16 protein-coding genes are annotated in these 18,030 nt (G+C 59.3%); 4 read left to right on the forward strand and 12 right to left on the reverse strand.

Going from position 1 to position 18,030, the window contains the following annotated elements; translation table 11 throughout:
* Positions 1–61: 61 nt before the first annotated feature.
* Both AC3ZVB_RS27000 and AC3ZVB_RS27005 read right to left on the reverse strand, forming a co-directional pair.
* Complete coding sequence (locus AC3ZVB_RS27000; RefSeq protein WP_490148242.1) at positions 62–1,027, reverse strand: 2-oxoglutarate and iron-dependent oxygenase domain-containing protein; 966 nt, start codon at positions 1,025–1,027, stop codon at positions 62–64.
* Positions 1,028–1,154: 127 nt separating this feature from the next.
* Positions 1,155–2,237, reverse strand: a complete 1,083-nt coding sequence (locus tag AC3ZVB_RS27005) for a BMP family ABC transporter substrate-binding protein (RefSeq protein WP_194691494.1) — start codon at positions 2,235–2,237, stop codon at positions 1,155–1,157.
* Between the two features lie 286 nt (positions 2,238–2,523).
* Between AC3ZVB_RS27005 and AC3ZVB_RS27010 the strand changes: the two genes are divergently transcribed.
* Positions 2,524–3,615: a calcium:cation antiporter gene (locus tag AC3ZVB_RS27010; protein ID WP_162440105.1), complete on the forward strand. Its 1,092-nt coding sequence runs from the start codon at positions 2,524–2,526 to the stop codon at positions 3,613–3,615.
* Between the two features lie 97 nt (positions 3,616–3,712).
* Here the strand turns inward: AC3ZVB_RS27010 and AC3ZVB_RS27015 are convergent, their stop codons facing one another.
* The 3 genes from AC3ZVB_RS27015 to AC3ZVB_RS27025 form a co-directional block, all read right to left on the reverse strand.
* On the reverse strand, positions 3,713–5,071 hold the full coding sequence (locus tag AC3ZVB_RS27015) for an 8-oxoguanine deaminase (RefSeq protein WP_162440106.1): 1,359 nt from the start codon (positions 5,069–5,071) through the stop codon (positions 3,713–3,715).
* Between the two features lie 262 nt (positions 5,072–5,333).
* Positions 5,334–6,020: an SDR family oxidoreductase gene (locus AC3ZVB_RS27020; protein ID WP_490148243.1), complete on the reverse strand. Its 687-nt coding sequence runs from the start codon at positions 6,018–6,020 to the stop codon at positions 5,334–5,336.
* A gap of 22 nt (positions 6,021–6,042) precedes the next feature.
* A complete protein-coding gene (locus tag AC3ZVB_RS27025; RefSeq protein WP_490148252.1) occupies positions 6,043–6,408 on the reverse strand; it encodes a MerR family transcriptional regulator in 366 nt (121 codons plus the stop codon).
* Between the two features lie 83 nt (positions 6,409–6,491).
* Between AC3ZVB_RS27025 and AC3ZVB_RS27030 the strand changes: the two genes are divergently transcribed.
* Positions 6,492–6,908: a hypothetical protein gene (locus AC3ZVB_RS27030; protein ID WP_490148244.1), complete on the forward strand. Its 417-nt coding sequence runs from the start codon at positions 6,492–6,494 to the stop codon at positions 6,906–6,908.
* On the opposite strand, the gene AC3ZVB_RS27035 is transcribed toward AC3ZVB_RS27030, so the two are convergent.
* From AC3ZVB_RS27035 to AC3ZVB_RS27065, 7 genes are all read right to left on the reverse strand, one after another.
* Positions 6,905–7,831 carry an ABC transporter permease gene (locus AC3ZVB_RS27035; RefSeq protein ID WP_162440109.1) on the reverse strand — a complete coding sequence of 309 codons (927 nt, stop codon included), beginning with the start codon at positions 7,829–7,831 and terminating at the stop codon, positions 6,905–6,907. The genes AC3ZVB_RS27030 and AC3ZVB_RS27035 overlap by 4 nt on opposite strands.
* Positions 7,831–8,937, reverse strand: coding sequence for an ABC transporter permease (locus AC3ZVB_RS27040; RefSeq protein ID WP_490148245.1), 1,107 nt, complete (start codon positions 8,935–8,937; stop codon positions 7,831–7,833). Before AC3ZVB_RS27040 ends, AC3ZVB_RS27035 begins: the two co-directional genes overlap by 1 nt.
* Positions 8,938–8,948: 11 nt before the next feature.
* Positions 8,949–10,514: an ABC transporter ATP-binding protein gene (locus AC3ZVB_RS27045; RefSeq protein WP_490148246.1), complete on the reverse strand. Its 1,566-nt coding sequence runs from the start codon at positions 10,512–10,514 to the stop codon at positions 8,949–8,951.
* A 553-nt stretch (positions 10,515–11,067) separates the two neighbouring features.
* A complete protein-coding gene (locus tag AC3ZVB_RS27050) occupies positions 11,068–11,649 on the reverse strand; it encodes an IMPACT family protein (protein ID WP_490148247.1) in 582 nt (193 codons plus the stop codon).
* A 7-nt stretch (positions 11,650–11,656) separates the two neighbouring features.
* Entirely contained in the window at positions 11,657–12,307 is a 651-nt protein-coding gene (locus AC3ZVB_RS27055) for a TetR/AcrR family transcriptional regulator (protein WP_162440113.1), read from the reverse strand.
* Between the two features lie 87 nt (positions 12,308–12,394).
* On the reverse strand, positions 12,395–13,789 hold the full coding sequence (locus AC3ZVB_RS27060; RefSeq protein WP_490148248.1) for a uracil-xanthine permease family protein: 1,395 nt from the start codon (positions 13,787–13,789) through the stop codon (positions 12,395–12,397).
* Between the two features lie 124 nt (positions 13,790–13,913).
* Positions 13,914–14,834, reverse strand: coding sequence for a LysR family transcriptional regulator (locus AC3ZVB_RS27065; RefSeq protein ID WP_162440115.1), 921 nt, complete (start codon positions 14,832–14,834; stop codon positions 13,914–13,916).
* Between the two features lie 141 nt (positions 14,835–14,975).
* On the opposite strand from AC3ZVB_RS27065, the gene aptA reads away from it, so the two are divergent.
* On the forward strand, positions 14,976–16,325 hold the full coding sequence (gene aptA, locus AC3ZVB_RS27070; protein ID WP_162440116.1) for an omega-aminotransferase AptA: 1,350 nt from the start codon (positions 14,976–14,978) through the stop codon (positions 16,323–16,325).
* Positions 16,326–16,395: 70 nt separating this feature from the next.
* On the forward strand, positions 16,396–17,889 hold the full coding sequence (locus AC3ZVB_RS27075) for a CoA-acylating methylmalonate-semialdehyde dehydrogenase (RefSeq protein ID WP_490148249.1): 1,494 nt from the start codon (positions 16,396–16,398) through the stop codon (positions 17,887–17,889).
* Positions 17,890–18,030: the final 141 nt, after the last annotated feature.

The raw sequence follows: 18,030 nt of genomic DNA on the forward strand, positions 1-18,030 counted from the left end.
GATGCCGGGCATTCTACAGATGCCCGCGGCAACAATTGGTAAAACCTGACCAGCCGGTTCATCACACCTCTTCCGGCTCCCGGCGATAGGCGTAGGTGTCAGCGAAGCGTGACAGCAGAAACTCGGCGCACGTGGTGATCGGATATTTAGCGGGATGCTGTGCATCCTGGCAGCCGGGCAAGCATTCAATCACGGTGTCCGGGTGCGGTTCAGCGAAGAACGGCATCGAGTAACGGTCCACACCCAGCGGGCTGATCACCCGATGTGGCGTCGACAGATAACGGTCGTTGCTCCAGCGCGCCATCATGTCGCCGAGATTGACCACGAACGTGCCGTCGATAGGCGGTGCGTCGATCCACTGGCCTTTGACGTTGCGCACTTGCAGCCCGCCGGCGGCATCCTGATACAGCAAGGTGATGCAGCCGTAATCGGTGTGTGCGCCGGCGCCTTGTTGCTCCTCGGAACTGGCGGTGTGGCGGGGCGGATAGTGGATCATTCGCAGTACGCTGACGGGTTGATTGAAGCGGGTGTCGAAGAAGTCGGGCTCGATGTTCAGCGCCAGGGTCATGGCCCGCAGCAGGGTTTGGGCGAGCGCCTGCATGTCGAGGTAATGTTGCTCCAGCAGAGGTTCCCAACCGGGTATCGAGGGGTGACGGTTGGGGCCGCGCAAGGGTTTTTCTGCCAGTACGTCAGGGTGGTCATCTGTCAGGTGCAGGCCCATGTCGAAGGTTTCTTTGAGGTCGCTGGGTCTGCCTGGATCGAGTTGCTCGGTGGCGATGGCGCCGTAGCCGCGGTGGTGGCGGGTCTGGGTGATGTCGATCTGCAGTTTTTCGGTATTGGGGAGGGCGAAGAACTGTTTGGCGCTATCGAGCACGGCTTCTATTCGCGATGGGCTGATCGGGTGGCCCTTGATGTAGAAAAAGCCCCATTCGCGGCAGGCGTGGTCGATTTGGCTGGCGACGGATTGCCAGGCGGATTGATCGTCGGTGTAGAGCGGGGCGATGTCGATGATGGGAAGCTGATTCATGCGCAGTCCTTGAAACCGTTGCGAGTCCTTGTAGGAGCTGCCGCAGGCTGCGATCTTTTGATCTTGATCTTAAAAAACAAAATCAAAAGATCGCAGCCTGCGGCAGCTCCTATAGGGTGGCGTTCTTTTACTTCGGAATGTCGGCCTTCATGCCTTCGACGTAGTAGTTCATTGAAGCCAGCTCGGCATTGGTCGCTGTCACGCCGGACGGGATTTTCTCCGCGCCAGCCTGGTCTTTGATCGGCCCGGTGAAGGGGTGGAAGGCGCCGCTCTTGATGTCGGCAATGATCTGCTCGGCTTCGGCCTTCACCGCTGCAGGCACCAGGTCGCTGATTGGTAGCTCAACCGTGCCTTCCTTCAAGCCGCCCCAGTAATCCTGCGATTTCCATGAATGATCGAGCACGCTTTGGGTCGCCTGGATGTAGTGCGGTCCCCAGTCATTGACGATGGAAGTCAGCACCGCTTTCGGTCCGAAGTGCGCCATGTCCGAAGCGTAGCCGACGGCATATACACCGCGTCGCTCAGCGGCCTGGATCGGCGCCGGGCTGTCGGTGTGCTGGAACACCACGTCGACGCCCTGATCGATCAGGGCGTTGGCGGCGTCGGCTTCCTTGCCCGGATCGAACCAGGAGTTGACCCATACCACCTTGATTTCGGTGCCGGGGTTGTACTTGTTCAGGGCCAGCTGGATGGCGTTGATGTCGCGGATCACTTCCGGGATCGGGAAGGACGCGACGTAGCCGATTTTTTTGCTTTTGGTCATCTTGGCGGCGAGGAAGCCGCCGACGTATCGACCTTCATAGGTACGCGCCAGGTAGGTGCCGAGGTTCTTGTCCTGCTTGTACCCCGTGGCGTGTTCGAAGGTCACCTTGGGAAATTGCTTCGCGACTTTCAGGGTCGGGTTCATGTAGCCGAAAGAGGTACTGAAGATCAGGTCGTACTTGTCCTTGGCCATGTTGCGGATCACCCGCTCGGCGTCGGCGCCTTCGGGGACGTTTTCCACGTAGTTGGTGGTGATCTGGTTACCGAACTTTTCGGCCAGCGCCTTGCGCCCCTGTTCATGCTGATACGTCCAGCCGTGGTCACCGATCGGACCGATATAGACGAAACCGACTTTAAGTGGCTCGACGGCAGCGGCGGTCAGGCTGGTGCTCAGACCGATGGCTGCGGCAACGGCGCACATCAGTTTCTTCAACGGACGTTTATGCATGAATCCCACTCCCTATTGTTTTTGAGGTTGGAAGGGGTAATGCAAATTGCTGACCAACAGGACAACAAATCAAAAGATCGCAGCCTGCGGCAGCTCCGACAGGGTTTTGCGTTGTCCAGTAGGAGCTGCCGCAGGCTGCGATCTTTTGATCCTCCAGAACCAACCCGGTGCGACTCGCTGGCACCCTGCCATCCACTGGTGCGCTAAGGTGTAACGAAACGTTAGCGCCGTGCCGCAGTCAGTAGCTCATCACTCTGGTTTCGCTTCACTCGGTAAAAGGCCCGCAATGCTCACACTCCTCAAGCAAGAAAAGTTTCTGCTGCTGGCCCTGATCGCCGCGTTCATCGCTTATCCGCTGGAGCACTGGTTACTGCACAGCGGCCAGGTCGTGGCGTTGATCGGTGGTCTGGTGCTGATTGCGTTCATCGTCGCTGCTTCCATGCGCGTCGCCCATCACGCCGAACTGCTCGCGGAAAAGGTGGGCGACCCTTACGGCACGATGATCCTCACGCTGGCCGCAGTGCTGGTGGAAGTGGTGATCCTGGCCATCATGATGAGAAACGAAGCCTCGGCGACTTTGGTGCGCGATACGATTTATTCGGCGGTGATGCTCGACATCAACGGCATCCTCGGCCTGGCGGCGCTGATGGGTGGCCTCAAGCATGGTGAGCAGTCCTACAACGACGATTCGGCGCGCAGCTATAGCGTGATGATTCTTACCGCCATGGGCGTGTCGATGGTGGTGCCGGAGTTCATTCCCGAGGCGAACTGGAAAATTTATTCGGGTTTCACCATCGGTGCGATGGTCGTGCTGTATGCGCTGTTCCTGCGCATGCAGGTCGGGCCGCACAGTTATTTTTTCAGCTACAGCTACCCGGAAAAACGTCGCCGCAAAGAGCCGGTAGAGACTGAACCGGCACCGGTCAGCCTGACCACTTCCATCGGCACATTGGTATTCGGCGTGGTGGTGATTGGCGCGCTGGCGGAGGTGATGTCCAAGACGCTCGATCTGGGGCTGGAAGGGACGGGAGCACCGCCGGTGATCACGGCGATTCTGGTGGCGGCGATTTCCGCGGCGCCGGAGATTTTGACGGCGTTGCGCGCGGCCTTGGCCAATCGCATGCAGTCAGTGGTCAACATCGCCATGGGCGCGTCGCTGTCGACAGTCATCCTGACCGTTCCGGTGATGGAAGCGATGGCACTCTATACCGGGCAGCCCTTTCAGATGGCGATGACACCGGTGCAGACCGTGATGATTTTCCTGACCTTGATCGTCAGCGCGATCAACCTCAACGATGGCGAAACCAATGCCATCGAAGGGATGACGCACTTTGTGCTGTTTGCGACGTTCATCATGTTGTCGTTGTTGGGGCTTTAAAAGTATCGCGGGCAAGCCCAGCTCCCACAGGTCAAACGCCGTTCTCAGGACCTGTGCAAAGCCTGTGGGAGCAAGGCTTGCCCGCGATGGCTTCAGGTCAGGTGCCAGCAATCAGCTGGCGGGCCGCCTGGCTGTGATCGGCGATCAAGCCTTTCAGATCCAGCCCCTCGACCTGCCCGTCTATCACGCGCCACTTGCCGGCGATCATCACCCGATCCGCACGGTCCGCGCCGCACAGCAGCAACGCTGAAACCGGGTCATGGCTGCCGGAGAAGCGCAGCTCATCGAGCTTGAACAGCGCCAGATCGGCCTGTTTTCCGACTGCCAGCTCACCGATGTCGGTGCGGCCCAGCAAACTGGCCGACCCTTTGGTTGCCCAGCCCAGAACCAGTTCCGGCGTGATCTTCTCAGCGCCATAACGCAGCCGCTGAATGTACAGCGCCTGACGGGTTTCGAGCATCATGTTCGAGGCATCGTTTGACGCAGAACCATCCACACCCAAACCGAGCAATGCGCCGGCTGCGGTCAGGTCCAGGGTCGGGCAAATGCCGGAAGCCAGGCGCATGTTCGAGCTTGGGCAATGGCAGATACCGGTGCCGGCAGCGCCGAGGCGGGCGATTTCATCGGGGTTGAAGTGAATGCCGTGGGCCAGCCAGGTGCGCGGGCCGAGCCAGCCGACGCTGTCCAGGTAATCCACGGTGCGCAGGCCGAAGCGCTGCAGGCAGAAATCTTCTTCGTCGAGGGTTTCGGCCAGGTGAGTGTGCAAGCGCACATCGAGCTTGTTCGCCAGTTCAGCGCTGGCGGACATGATTTCCGGGGTTACCGAAAACGGCGAGCAGGGTGCCAGGGCGATCTGGATTTGCGCGCCGTTGCCACGTTCGTGGTAGGCGGCGATCAGGCGCTGGCTGTCGTCGAGAATGACTTCGCCTTGCTGCACGGTCTGCTGCGGCGGCAGGCCACCGTCCTTTTCACCGAGGCTCATGGAACCGCGGGTCAGCATGGCGCGCATGCCCAGTTCGCGAACACTCTCGACTTGCACGTCGATCGCGTTTTCCAGCCCTTCCGGAAACAGGTAATGGTGATCGGCTGCGGTCGTGCAGCCAGACAGCAGCAGTTCGGCCAGCGCGACTTTGCTGGCGAGGGCGAGCTTTTCCGGCGTGAGGCGAGCCCAGACCGGGTAGAGGGTTTTCAACCACGGAAACAGCGGCTGATTAACCACCGGTGCCCAGGCACGGGTCAGGGTTTGATAGAAGTGGTGGTGGGTGTTGATCAGGCCCGGCAGGATCACATGCTCGCGAGCATCGAAGACCTGCTCACAGGGCGCGGAAGGTTGCTGGCCAGCGCCGAGCACTTCGACGATGACGCCGTCTTGCACCACCAGACCGCCACGGGCATCGAGGTCGTTGGCTGTGAAAATGGCAAGGGGGTTTTTTAACCAGGTACGGGTCGCAGGCATGTTGGCCGGCTCCTCTGAAAATTGGGTTCAGGGTTGCCAGCTCAGTGTTGCCCTGTCTGCTGATCCAGGTTCGCCGCGGGGGCGAGGTGCGGAGTTTCGGATAAAACGCTGTTGTGGGCAAGCCCGTCCCGACCAGACGTTGAACAACTGTGGGCGCCAAGCTTGTTCGCGATGCTGGCTCCTCGGTCTGTCGGTAATACCGAGGAGATGCCATCGCGAGCAAGCTCAGCTCCCACAGGGAGGTGGGGGTGAGCGCAGGGGGTTACCAGGGAATGGTTTCGCCTTTGTAATTGACGAAGTGATGCCCGCCTTTGCCGCTATAAGCGTTCACTTGATCGATCAGCCCGCGCGTACTGGTTTCTACATCGATATCAGCGCCTTCGCCGCCCATGTCGGTCTTGACCCAACCTGGATGCAGCGACAGCACCGTGAGTTTCTGATCGCCCAATTGCGTCACGAAGCTGTTGGTCATGGAGTTCAGTGCAGCCTTACTGGCTTTGTACAGCGCCAGGTCCGGCGAGTCAGGCATGGTCACGCTGCCCAGCACTGAGCTCATGAACGCCAGCACGCCACTGTCCGCACGAATCTGCCCGGCGAAACGCTGAGCCAGATTGATGGGTGCCACGGCATTGGTGAAGAACAACTGGCCGACTTCGGCCAATGTCGCGCCGCCCGGCGTCTGAACATTCGGACCCTTGACCCCGGCATTGACGAACAACAGATCAAACACATCGCCCTTGAGCTGTTGGCTGAGGGCGATGACGGCCTGCTGATCGTCCATGTCGAGTTTTTCGATGCGCACGTCACCCAAGGCTTGCAGTGCCTGGGCGTTCTGCGGATTGCGGACGGTGGCGATGACTTGCCAGCCATCGGCCAGCAAGGTTTTCACCAGGCCCAGTCCCAGGCCCCGTGAGGCGCCGATGATGAGTGCGGTTTTTGCCGAAGTCATGAAGATTTCCTTTGAATGGGAATCACGGATTTAACGGGGACAGTTGCAACGGACATTGTTGCCCGAGTCGTTGCTGTAACTCGTGACGCAACGCGCCGAGTTCGGTCATGCGGGATTCGATCAGCTTGAGCTTGTCTTGCAGCAGTTGTGTGACGGCGCTGTCCGGGTCGGGGGACTGCCACAACGCGGCGACGCTGTTGCCGATTTCGCCGAGGGTGAAGCCCAGCCGTTGGGCCGTCTTGATGTAGAGCACCAGTTGCACCATGTCCGCGGGGTAATCGCGGTAGCCGTTGGCGCTGCGTTGCGCGGCGATCAATCCACGCTGCTCGTAGAAGCGCAGCGTGTCACGACTGACCGCGCTGGCCTGGGCTAATTCACCGATGCGCATCATGACGTCTCGAGAGGGGCTTGACCCTGGAGCATACTCCAGGCTTTAGCCTTGTTGCTCCCTGAATTTATGGAGCAAGGCTGATGTGGACTTCATCGCAATACACTCGATTGGTGCGGGGCAGCGCCTGGTATGACCTGATCGTGACCGCCGCGTTTGCCACGCCGTGGAGTTTTGCTGCATTGCATGGGGTGTTGTCGGGTTTGAGTGCAGCGTTTGATCTGCCCGGGGAGCTGCCGGCGTTCGAGCCGATGCACATGCTGATGGCGAATCTGCTGGGGTCGATTGTCTGCGTGTGGGCGGTGCTGCGGATTCGTGATCCGCAGCAGGTGTATGGACGGTATGACGCTGTTGGCAGATTCCTGTTTGCTGCCTGGCAGGTGTATGCCTTGCTCCATGGCGCCACTGCGTTGTTAGTGGTTTTTCTGGTCTTTGAGTTGGCGTGGGGCGTGGCTCAGGTGTTGCCGGTTCGGACGATGAGTTCGACTCGGTCTCCCTAATGCCCGGCCTGCCACGGTTGCCCCAACGACATCGGCGCGTACAACCGAGTACGCACCGCATCCCGCGATAGCAGCACCAGCACCACGATGGTCGCGACGTAGGGCAGCATCGCCAGCAGGCTCGACGGGATCGCCAGCCCCAACCCCTGCGCCACCAGGTGCAGGATGCTGGCGAGCCCGAACAGGTAAGCCCCGAGCAGCAAACGCCAGACCCGCCAGCTGGCGAAAACCACGAGCGCCAAAGCAATCCAGCCACGTCCGGCGCTCATGTTTTCGGCCCACATCGGCGTGTAGGCCAGGGACAAGTAAGCCCCGGCCAATCCCGCCATTGCACCGCCGAACACTACCGCCAGGGTCCGCACACCCAGCACCGGCAACCCCATGGCGCTGGCGGCATCCGGATTTTCCCCAACGGCTTGAATGATCAACCCGACGCGGCTTTTCACGATCACCCACGCCACCAGCGCAAACAGCACGAACGACAGGTACACCAACAGATCCTGGGCAAACAGCATCCGCCCGATCAGCGGGATTTCACTCAGATAGGGAATCGCGATCGGTTCAAAGCCGGCCAGGGGCTTACCTACCCAGGCAGCACCGACGAAGGTCGACAGGCCCACGCCAAAGATCGTCAGCGCCAACCCGGTAGCCACCTGATTGGCGTTGAACACCAGCGCGACCACGGCAAACAGCGACGACAACAGCATCCCGGCAAGCATCGCCAGCAACACGCCGAGCCACAGGTTGCCGCTGTTCAGCGCGACAATAAAACCAATCACCGCGCCAAACAGCATCATGCCTTCCTGGCCCAGGTTGAGGACGCCGCTCTTCTCGCAGATGAGTTCGCCCAATGCCACCAACAGCAGCGGCGTACCGCAACGGACCATGGCGTAGAAAATATTGCTCAGCAGATCGATATCCATCACAGCGCTCCTGCTTGTACGACGGTAGTGGGTGCGCGGCGGGCCCAGCGCAGGTTCAAGCGCGGTCGGTAGAGGATCAGCACGTCACTGGCCAGCAGGAAAAACAGCATCATGCCCTGGAACAATTGGGTGATGGCTTGAGGCAGGTTCATGCTCATCTGCGCGCTCTCGCCGCCGATGTACAGCAAGGCCATGAGCAGGCTGGAAAACAGAATGCCGATCGGATTCAAGCGCCCGAGAAACGCCACGGTGATCGCGGCGTAGCCATAACCGGGGGAGACCTGCGGCACCAATTGGCCGATCGGGCCGGTGACTTCACAGACGCCGGCGAGCCCTGCCAAACCTCCGCTGATCAACAGCGCCAGCCAGATCAGCCGCTTCTCGCGGAAACCGACAAATCCGGCAGCACGCTTGTCCAGCCCGAGCACTTTGATCTGGAACCCGACGAAGCTTTTTTGCAGCAGCACCCACACCGCGACCAGTGCGAGCAACGCGAAATACACGCCGGCGTGGGCTCGCCCGTCCTCCATCAACAACGGCAAACGGCTGGCGTCGCCGAACATGGCCGACTCCGGGAAGTTGAACCCGGCGGGGTCTTTCAGCGGCCCATGTACGCAGAACAGCAGCAGGTTCAGGGCGATGTAGTTGAGCATGATGCTGGTGAGGATTTCGTTGGCGTTGAAACGCGTGCGCAGCCACGCGGTCAGCCCGGCCCACGCCGCGCCGGCCAGGGTCCCGGTAAGCAGGATAAACACCAATGCCCAGCGGCTTTGCAGGTCAATGATGTTCACCGCCAATGCGCTGCCCGCCAGCGCGCCGAGCAGCAGTTGGCCTTCGGCACCGATGTTCCAGATTCGCGCCTGATACGCCACCGCCAGGCCCAGGGCGCAGAGCAGAATTGGCAGCGCCTTGACCAACAGTTCGCTAATGCCATACAGATCGCTGATGGGCGCGATCAGCAAAGTGTGCAATGTCAGCAATGGGTCGTGCCCGAGCGCAACGAATAACAATGAGCCACAGCCCAGCGTCAGGATGGCCGCCAGTAAGGGCGAGCACCACAGCATCAGGCGTGATTGCTGACCGCGGGGTTCTAGAGAAAGCAGCATGTGTGACTCCGTTAAACCGTTGCGGGTACGGGTGATTGAGGGGCATCGAACTGACCGGCCATCCAGCGACCGACATCGATCAGTCGGGTGTCGGCGGTGGCCTTGAGCGTCGACATTTGGCCGCTGCACAAGGCACCCAGCCGGTCGCTGATCTGGAACAGTTCGTCGAGGTCTTCGGAGATCACCAGGATCGCCGCACCGCCATCGCGCAAGGCAATCAGCGCTCGATGAATGGTGGCGGCGGCGCCGACGTCCACGCCCCAGGTCGGGTGCGCGGCGATCAGCAATTTCGGTTGTTGAAGGATTTCCCGGCCGAGAATGAATTTCTGCAGGTTGCCGCCGGACAAGCTGCGCGCCGGTGCTTGGGTGTCGGAAGTTTTCACTCCGAAGCGGTGGATGATCTCTTCGGCCAAGGCTTCGACTTTGCTGCGTTGGATCAGGCCGTTGCTTACCAGACCGTGTTGGAAGGCGGTCAGCAGCGCGTTGTCGGCCAGGCTGAGTTCCGGCACCGCACCGTGGCCCAGACGCTCGGCGGGAACGAAGGCCAGACCGAGTTTGCGTCGCGCATCGGGTCGCAGATGGGCCACGGGTTGGCCGCCGAAACAGATCCTGTCGGCGTCGTTGTGGTGCAGCCGTTGCTCACCACTGAGCAAGGCGAGCAACTCATCCTGGCCATTGCCGGCGACACCGGCGATGCCGACGATTTCACCGCCGTGCACTTCAAGATTGATGGCCTTGAGCGAGCAACCAAACGGGTCCGGATTGTGCCAGGACACCCCCTTCACGTTGAGAAAGACATCACCGCCCATGGCCTTTGGGTAATCGGTGATCAGCTCGGCGGTTTCTCCGACCATTAACCGCGCCAGTTGCTGATCGGAGCATTCGGTCGGCACGCAATGCCCGGCCACGCGACCGCCGCGTAACACCGTGGCGCTGTGGCACAACGCGCGCACTTCACTGAGCTTGTGGCTGATAAACAGGATGCTGCAGCCTTCCGACGCCAGGCGCCGCAAAGTGACGAACAAATCGTCGGCCTCTTGAGGTGTCAGCACCGAAGTCGGTTCATCGAGAATCAGCAGGCGGATGTCCTGCATCAGGCAGCGAATGATCTCCACCCGTTGCCGTTCCCCGATGGACAGGCTGTGGACAAGTCGCTCGGGTTCCAGCGCCATGCCATAGCGCTGGGATACTTCACGGATTTTGGGTTCGAGCTGTTTCGGCGTACCGGCCGCGCCGCCCATGGCCAGGGCAATGTTTTGTGCCACGGTCAGGGTTTCAAACAACGAAAAATGCTGGAACACCATGCCGATTCCCAAACTCCGGGCCTGGCCAGGATTGCGCATGTTCACCCGCTGACCTTGCCAGATGATCTCTCCCGAATCGGCCTGGGTGACGCCATAAATAATCTTCATCAGAGTACTTTTGCCCGCGCCATTCTCGCCGAGCAGGGCGTGGATTTCGCCCGGATCGATGCTGAGGTCGATGGCGTCGTTGGCCAGGCAACCGGGATAACGCTTGGAGATTTTGCGCATCTGCAGGCGGTGTGTTGGGTCGGGGATCGGCACGGGGTTGGGCATGACAGGCTCGGGTCGATTGGAGTTATGCCTGTGGATAAAGCAATTTCCTGGCCATTGAGTCAGGAAAAGTCGAAAACACTCAGGGTAGAGGTCTTGAGGACGGTACTTCGAGCGAGATTGTGTATTGGTCCGGCACTACTTGAGGGCGGCACCATTGAGCAAGCCCTGTTTTTGCCCTGGTTTGGCTGGTCAAAAAACGAGCAACGCGCCGCAAGCCATGCAGGATATGGGGCAGCGACAGGCATGAACGGGTTATCCACAGAATGCTCCACAGTATTTGTGCGCAAGCTCCCGCGACGGGCATAAGCATTCACCGGCTTTCTTCTAACGGCGATATACGACGCTAACTGATTGTTTTTAAATTGATTTGTTTGTTTTCATGGCGGATTGGGCAAAAAATGTACAAAGCCCGCAAAGCCGCATGACAGAAGGGTTACAGCCGAGTGTGCTCAGGTTATCCACAGCCGGATGCACAGTAGATGTGGGCAAGTGTTGGGAGCATGAGAATTGGGCGATGCTCCAAAAGATCGCAGGCTGCGCTCCTCTGAGCGTCTTAGCGTTGCAACAAAATGCGCCCGCGACTGAGATCTGCCAGCAGCGTTTGAAGGGTATCAATCTGGGCTTCACCCACCGCCAATTGCAGCTCTACGCCATTAGCGGTGAATGTCTCCTCGGTCACCAGGCCTCCCAGCTCTGCCACACGAAGTTTCACCAATGGCAGCTCGGCGAACCCACAGGCACAACTCAGAGGTGCCCGGCTGATCAACTCGACTTTCGGTGCGTTTTGCAGGCATTTGTTTGCCCCGCCGCCATACGCCCGTGCGAGGCCGCCGGTGCCGAGTTGAATTCCGCCGTACCAGCGAATTACCAACACCACGACCTGATCACAGTCCTGTGCGTCGATGGCGGCCAAAATCGGACGACCCGCTGTGCCACCCGGTTCGCCGTCATCGGTGCTGCGGTATTGATCGCCAAGCTTCCACGCCCAGCAGTTATGCGTGGCATTCACGTCGCTATGCTGCTCGATGAATGCCTGGGCTTCAGCCGGGCTGCCGATCGGTGCGGCGAAGGTGATGAAGCGACTTTTGCGAATCTCTTCGCGGTATTCGCAAAAACCGCTGAGGGTAAAAGGCATAGGTGTCTTAAATAGTGGGCGTGAGGCCGCAGCCCTTGAGGATGATGCGGATCAGGTTGTTGCCGGCGTCTTCCATGTCCTGCTTGGTCAACTTGGAGCGCCCGCTAACGCGGCAGATCTGCGTGGCGAAGTCAGCGTAATGCTGGGTGCTGCCCCACAGGAGAAAGATCAGGTTGACCGGGTCGACGGGGTCCATTTTGCCTGCATCGATCCACGCCTGGAACACCGCGGCACGGCCCTGGAACCAGGCACGGTAGTCCTGATTGAAGTACTCGGTCAGGCATTCGCCACCACTGATGACTTCCATCGCGAAGATCCGCGAGGCCTGCGGCTGACGTCGTGAGAACTCCATCTTCGCGCGAATGTACCGCGTCAGCGCCTCGGCGGGATCATCCTCGGCTGTCAGGGTGTTGAAGGTGCTATCCCACAGTTCGATGATGTTGCTCAGCACCGCGACGTACAAACCAAGCTTATTGGTGAAGTAGTAATGCAGGTTCGCTTTTGGCAATCCGGCATTCAGGGCGATGGTGTTCATGCTGGTGCCTTTGAAACCGTGACGCGCGAATTCGTCTTCAGCGGCTTTGATGATGGTCTCTTCGTTCTTTTGACGAATGCGGCTGGCGGGTTTTCCGCCGTGGGCTGGGACTTCAAAGGTCATAGGCACTTCCGAACTGATAGGTGGGTGCAACCAGTGCGTTGATAGCGCACCCACGTGTATCAGACAAGTCCTGTCACGATAAAAGCGCTACACCTGCTCGATCGGCTCGGCGTTCAGTGCCTGATTGACTGCAGCCGGGCTTGTTTTGGTTTCAGGGAGCAGAAGGCACATCAGAATCGCGGTCAGACCTCCGCTGGTGATCGCCGAATCGAACAGGTTCTGTACGAGCTTGGGCATCAGGTGCAAAAGGTTGGGTTGCGCCGCGATGCCCAAGCCCACTCCGAAGGACGTGGCAATGATCAACATGCTGCGTCGGTCCAGCGGTGCCTGGGCAAGGATACGTACGCCGGCGGCCGCGACGCTGCCAAACATCACCAGCGTTGCACCGCCGAGCACCGGTTTGGGGATTTGCTGCAGCACCGCGCCTATCAGGGGAAACAACCCGAGACAGAACAGCACTGCACCGATGTATAACCCGACGTAACGGCTGGCCACGCCGGTGAGCTGAATCACACCGTTGTTCTGCGCGAACGTGGTGTTGGGGAACGCGCTGAACGTGGCAGCGATGACGCAACTGACGCCGTCACCGAGCACGCCTCCCTTCAACCGATTGATATAGGAAGGCCCCGTGATGGGCTGGCGCGCGAGCATGCAATTGGCTGTCAGGTCGCCGACGGTTTCGATGGTGCTGATCAGGTAGATAAGTGCGACTGGCAGGAACGCGCTCCAGTCGAAGTTGAAGCCGAACTTGAATGGGATTGGGAGACTGATCAGCGGCACGTCAGGCAATGGCTGCGGCACCAGTTTTCCGCTGAACCAGGCAGCCAGGCTGCCAAGTACCAGGCCGATGATAATGGCAGAGAGTCGGATCCAGGGGGTGTTCGAACGGTTGAGCAAAATGATCGTCAACAGCACGAATACGCCAAGGGCGAGATTGCCCGGCGCCCCGAAGTCCGCGGCGTTGAAACCGCCACCCAGATCGGTGATGCCGACCTTGATGAGGCTGATGCCGATCAGCGTAATCACGATCCCGGTCACCAATGGCGTGATTACCCGGCGCAATTGGCCGATGAAGCGGCTCAGGACTATCTGCACCACGGCGCCAAAGAAGCACACCCCGAAAATCATCGCCAGGATATCTTCCGGGCTGCCACCGCGCTGTTTGACCAGAAATCCTGCCGACAACACAGCGCCCAGGAACGCAAAGCTGGTGCCTTGCAAGCAGATCATGCCGGCCCCGATGCCAAACGGCCTGCGTGCCTGAATGAAGGTTCCTACCCCCGAAACCATCAACGCCATGCTGATCAGGTAGGGCAAGTGGGCGGTGAGTCCCAGCGTTGAACCGATGACCAGCGGCGGGGTAATGATGCCGACAAAACTGGCGAGCACGTGTTGCAGGGCGGCGAGGATAGCGGCGAGCGGCTTCGGACGGTCGTTGAGGCCATAGATCAATTCGCTGGGGCTTGAGGATTCTGGCTGCATGGGCGTTGGTCTTCTTTTTAGCGGGGATGACGGTTCTCATGCCCTGCAAAAAGCTGTCCAAGTGCTCAAGATATTTTGCGTTGTAAGGCCTGCAGGCCTTTGAATACGCAGCTTTGGTGATTTTTCATCTTGTTGCGGCCAGGCTTTCCAGAAAGCTTTCGAGCACTAAATGGGGGCGGCGGCCCTTGCGTGTGACCGATGCGAGACTCAGGTCATAGAAGCGTGCTTTGGGCTTCAATGCTCGCAACCGGCCCTGTTGCACCCACAGGGCAGCGTAGTGGTCTGGCAGATAGCCGATGTAGCGCCCGGTCAGGATCAGGAAGGCCATGCCTTCACGGTCGGATGCGCTGGCGGTGCAGTTAAGCGCCTGGTAATGGGCCTGGATGTCGGCGGGTAAACGGAAGGTGGGGGCGATGGCGTCCTGGCTATTGAGGCGTTCGTCGTCCAGTTGTTTGTCGTCGACGTAAAACAATGGGTGGCCGACCGCGCAATACAACAGGGAGCGCTCGCTGTAGAGCGGCTGATATTCCAGTCCCGACAGTGCGCTGGCTTGGGGCACCACGCCGACATGCAGACGACCGTCGAGTACACCTTGTTCGACTTCGTTGGGCGCGATCATGCGGATCTGGATCTGCACGTCGGGGCCACGTTCCTTCAGTTGTGCAAGGGCGTGGGTAATGCGCATGTGGGGGAGGGTGACGAGGTTGTCGGTCAGCCCGATGGTCAATTCGCCACGCAGGTGCTGATGCAGGCCGTTGACCTCGGTGCGAAAACTTTCAAGTGCACTTAATAGCTGCAACGCGGATTGATAGACCTCCCGACCTTCTTCGGTCAGGGAAAAGCCTGCACGACCGCGTTGGCACAGGCGCAGTCCGAGGCGCTGTTCCAGGTCGCTCATTTGCTGGCTGATGGCTGAACGGCCGATGCCCAGCACTGACTCCGCGGCAGAGAAGCCGCCGCACTCCACCACGCTACGAAAAATCCTCAGCAGTCGGATATCAAAGTCGCTGACTTGCGCCAGAGGATCGGGGCGGCGAGTGCTCATGCTGTTAATTACTCAAAGTTTAGTCTGGGTCAGACTGAAGGTTAGAAAAGTTGGATTTCACAGACTTTATCCTCGTGGCAATTTAGCTGCAAGAACGCTTTTTGATCTCTATGCCGCTTATTGCCCTGCGAGGTTTTGCTCATGAACATGCCTGAAAACGCTCAGTCTTCCCTGGCCAGCCAGTTGAAGCTCGATGCTCACTGGATGCCTTACACCGCCAACCGTAACTTCCAGCGTGATCCGCGACTGATCGTTGCCGCTGAGGGCAGTTGGCTGACTGACGACAAGGGCCGCAAGGTGTATGACTCATTGTCCGGTCTGTGGACATGCGGCGCAGGGCACACCCGCAAGGAGATCCAGGAAGCCGTCGCCAAGCAACTGGGCACCCTCGATTACTCGCCGGGCTTTCAGTACGGCCACCCGCTGTCGTTCCAGCTGGCTGAAAAGATCACTGATCTGACGCCGGGCAATCTGAATCACGTGTTCTTTACGGACTCGGGTTCCGAGTGTGCGGATACGGCCGTGAAGATGGTTCGCGCTTACTGGCGCCTGAAAGGCCAGGCCACCAAGACGAAGATGATCGGCCGTGCGCGTGGTTATCACGGTGTGAACATCGCCGGTACCAGCCTTGGCGGTGTGAACGGCAACCGCAAAATGTTTGGTCAGGCGATGATGGATGTCGATCATCTGCCGCACACGCTGCTGGCGAGCAATGCCTATTCCCGTGGTATGCCGAAAGAGGGCGGTATCGCTCTGGCGGATGAGCTGTTGAAGCTGATCGAACTGCATGACGCTTCTAACATCGCTGCAGTGTTTGTCGAGCCGATGGCCGGTTCCGCTGGTGTGCTGGTTCCGCCAGAGGGTTACCTCAAGCGCCTCCGCGAGATCTGCGATCAGCACAATATTCTTCTGGTGTTCGATGAAGTGATCACCGGTTTCGGTCGCACCGGTTCCATGTTTGGTGCTGACAGCTTCGGCGTGACCCCGGATCTGATGTGCATCGCCAAGCAAGTCACCAACGGCGCGATCCCGATGGGTGCGGTGATTGCCAGTTCCGAGATCTACCAGACCTTCATGAATCAGGCGACGCCTGAGTACGCGGTCGAGTTTCCGCACGGCTACACGTATTCCGCACACCCGGTGGCCTGTGCCGCTGGCCTGGCGGCACTCGATCTGCTGCAGAAAGAAAACCTGGTGCAGAGCGTGGCCGAAGTGGCGCCGCATTTCGAAAATGCGCTACACGGTCTGAAGGGGTCGAAGAACGTTATCGACATTCGCAACTACGGCCTGGCCGGTGCGATCCAGATCGCTCCGCGTGACGGAGATGCCATCGTGCGTCCGTTCGAAGCGGGCATGGCATTGTGGAAGGCAGGGTTCTACGTACGCTTTGGCGGCGACACTTTGCAGTTCGGCCCAACATTCAATAGCAAACCGCAGGACCTTGATCGTTTGTTCGATGCGGTCGGCGAAGTGCTGAACAAGATCGACTGATTCCAAACGCTATCTATATATAGAGGGCGCCCTGAGCAGGGCGCTTGTGGACAATTTTCAGGAGCCCCGCATGAGCCTTATCCCGCATTTGATCAATGGTGAGCTGGTGACCGACAACGGTCGCACTGCTGACGTGTTCAACCCGTCGACCGGTCAGCCCATTCATAAAGTGCCATTGGCCAGCCGCGAAACCATTCAACAGGCGATCGACGCTGCCAAGGCTGCATTCCCGGCCTGGCGCAATACGCCACCGGCGAAACGTGCCCAAGTGATGTTTCGCTTCAAGCAATTGCTGGAACAGAACGAAGCGCGTATTTCCCAGCTGATCAGCGAAGAGCACGGCAAGACACTTGAAGACGCGGCAGGTGAACTGAAGCGCGGTATCGAGAACGTCGAGTTCGCCTGTGCCGCTCCGGAAATCCTCAAGGGCGAGTACAGCCGTAACGTCGGCCCGAACATTGATGCGTGGTCGGATTTCCAACCGCTGGGTGTGGTCGCGGGTATCACGCCCTTCAACTTCCCGGCGATGGTGCCGCTCTGGATGTATCCGTTGGCGATCGTCTGCGGTAACTGCTTCATCCTCAAGCCGTCCGAGCGTGATCCGAGCTCCACATTGCTGATCGCGCAGTTGTTGCTGGAAGCCGGTCTGCCAAAAGGTGTGATGAGCGTGGTGCATGGCGACAAGTCGGCAGTGGACGCGCTGATCGAAGCGCCGGAAGTCAAGGCGCTGAGCTTTGTCGGTTCGACGCCGATTGCCGAGTACATCTATGCCGAGGGCACCAAGCGCGGCAAGCGCGTACAGGCCCTGGGCGGCGCGAAGAATCACGCGGTATTGATGCCGGATGCGGATCTGGATAACGCGGTCAGCGCGTTGATGGGCGCTGCCTACGGTTCCTGTGGCGAGCGTTGCATGGCGATCTCGGTGGCCGTGTGTGTGGGCGATCAGGTAGCAGATGCGCTGGTGGCCAAGTTGGTGCCGCAGATCAAGGCGCTGAAGATCGGTGCAGGTACTTCTTGCGGCCTGGACATGGGGCCGCTGGTCACAAGTCAGGCGCGGGACAAAGTGGGCGGTTATGTGGATGACGGCGTTGCTGCCGGCGCCACGCTGGTGGTCGATGGTCGCGGCCTGAGTGTGGCTGGCCATGAAGAAGGGTTCTTCCTGGGTGGCTGCCTGTTCGACAACGTCACGCCAGAGATGCGTATCTATAAAGAAGAGATCTTTGGGCCAGTGCTGTGTGTCGTCCGCGTCAACAGCCTGGAAGAGGCAATGCAGCTGATCAATGATCACGAGTATGGCAACGGCACCTGCATCTTCACCCGTGATGGGGAAGCGGCGCGGTTGTTCTGCGATGAGATCGAAGTCGGTATGGTCGGCGTCAACGTGCCGCTGCCAGTTCCGGTTGCGTATCACAGCTTTGGTGGCTGGAAGCGTTCGTTGTTTGGTGACCTGCACGCTTATGGTCCGGATGGGGTGCGCTTCTATACCCGTCGCAAGGCCATTACGCAGCGCTGGCCGCAACGTGCGAGTCATGAAGCTTCGCAGTTCGCATTTCCTAGCTTGTAAGTAGAAGGGAATAAGGCCGCCTTTAATAGGCGGCCTTCTTGTTTTCGGGGCTTTTTTGACCTTTGTGACAGATTTATGAAATTAGAGGTTGACGGCAGATTCAGGATGTCTATAATTCGCCCCACTTCCGGCGCAGTCGAA

It is taken from the genome of Pseudomonas sp. MDV22-iso1, assembly GCF_058145095.1.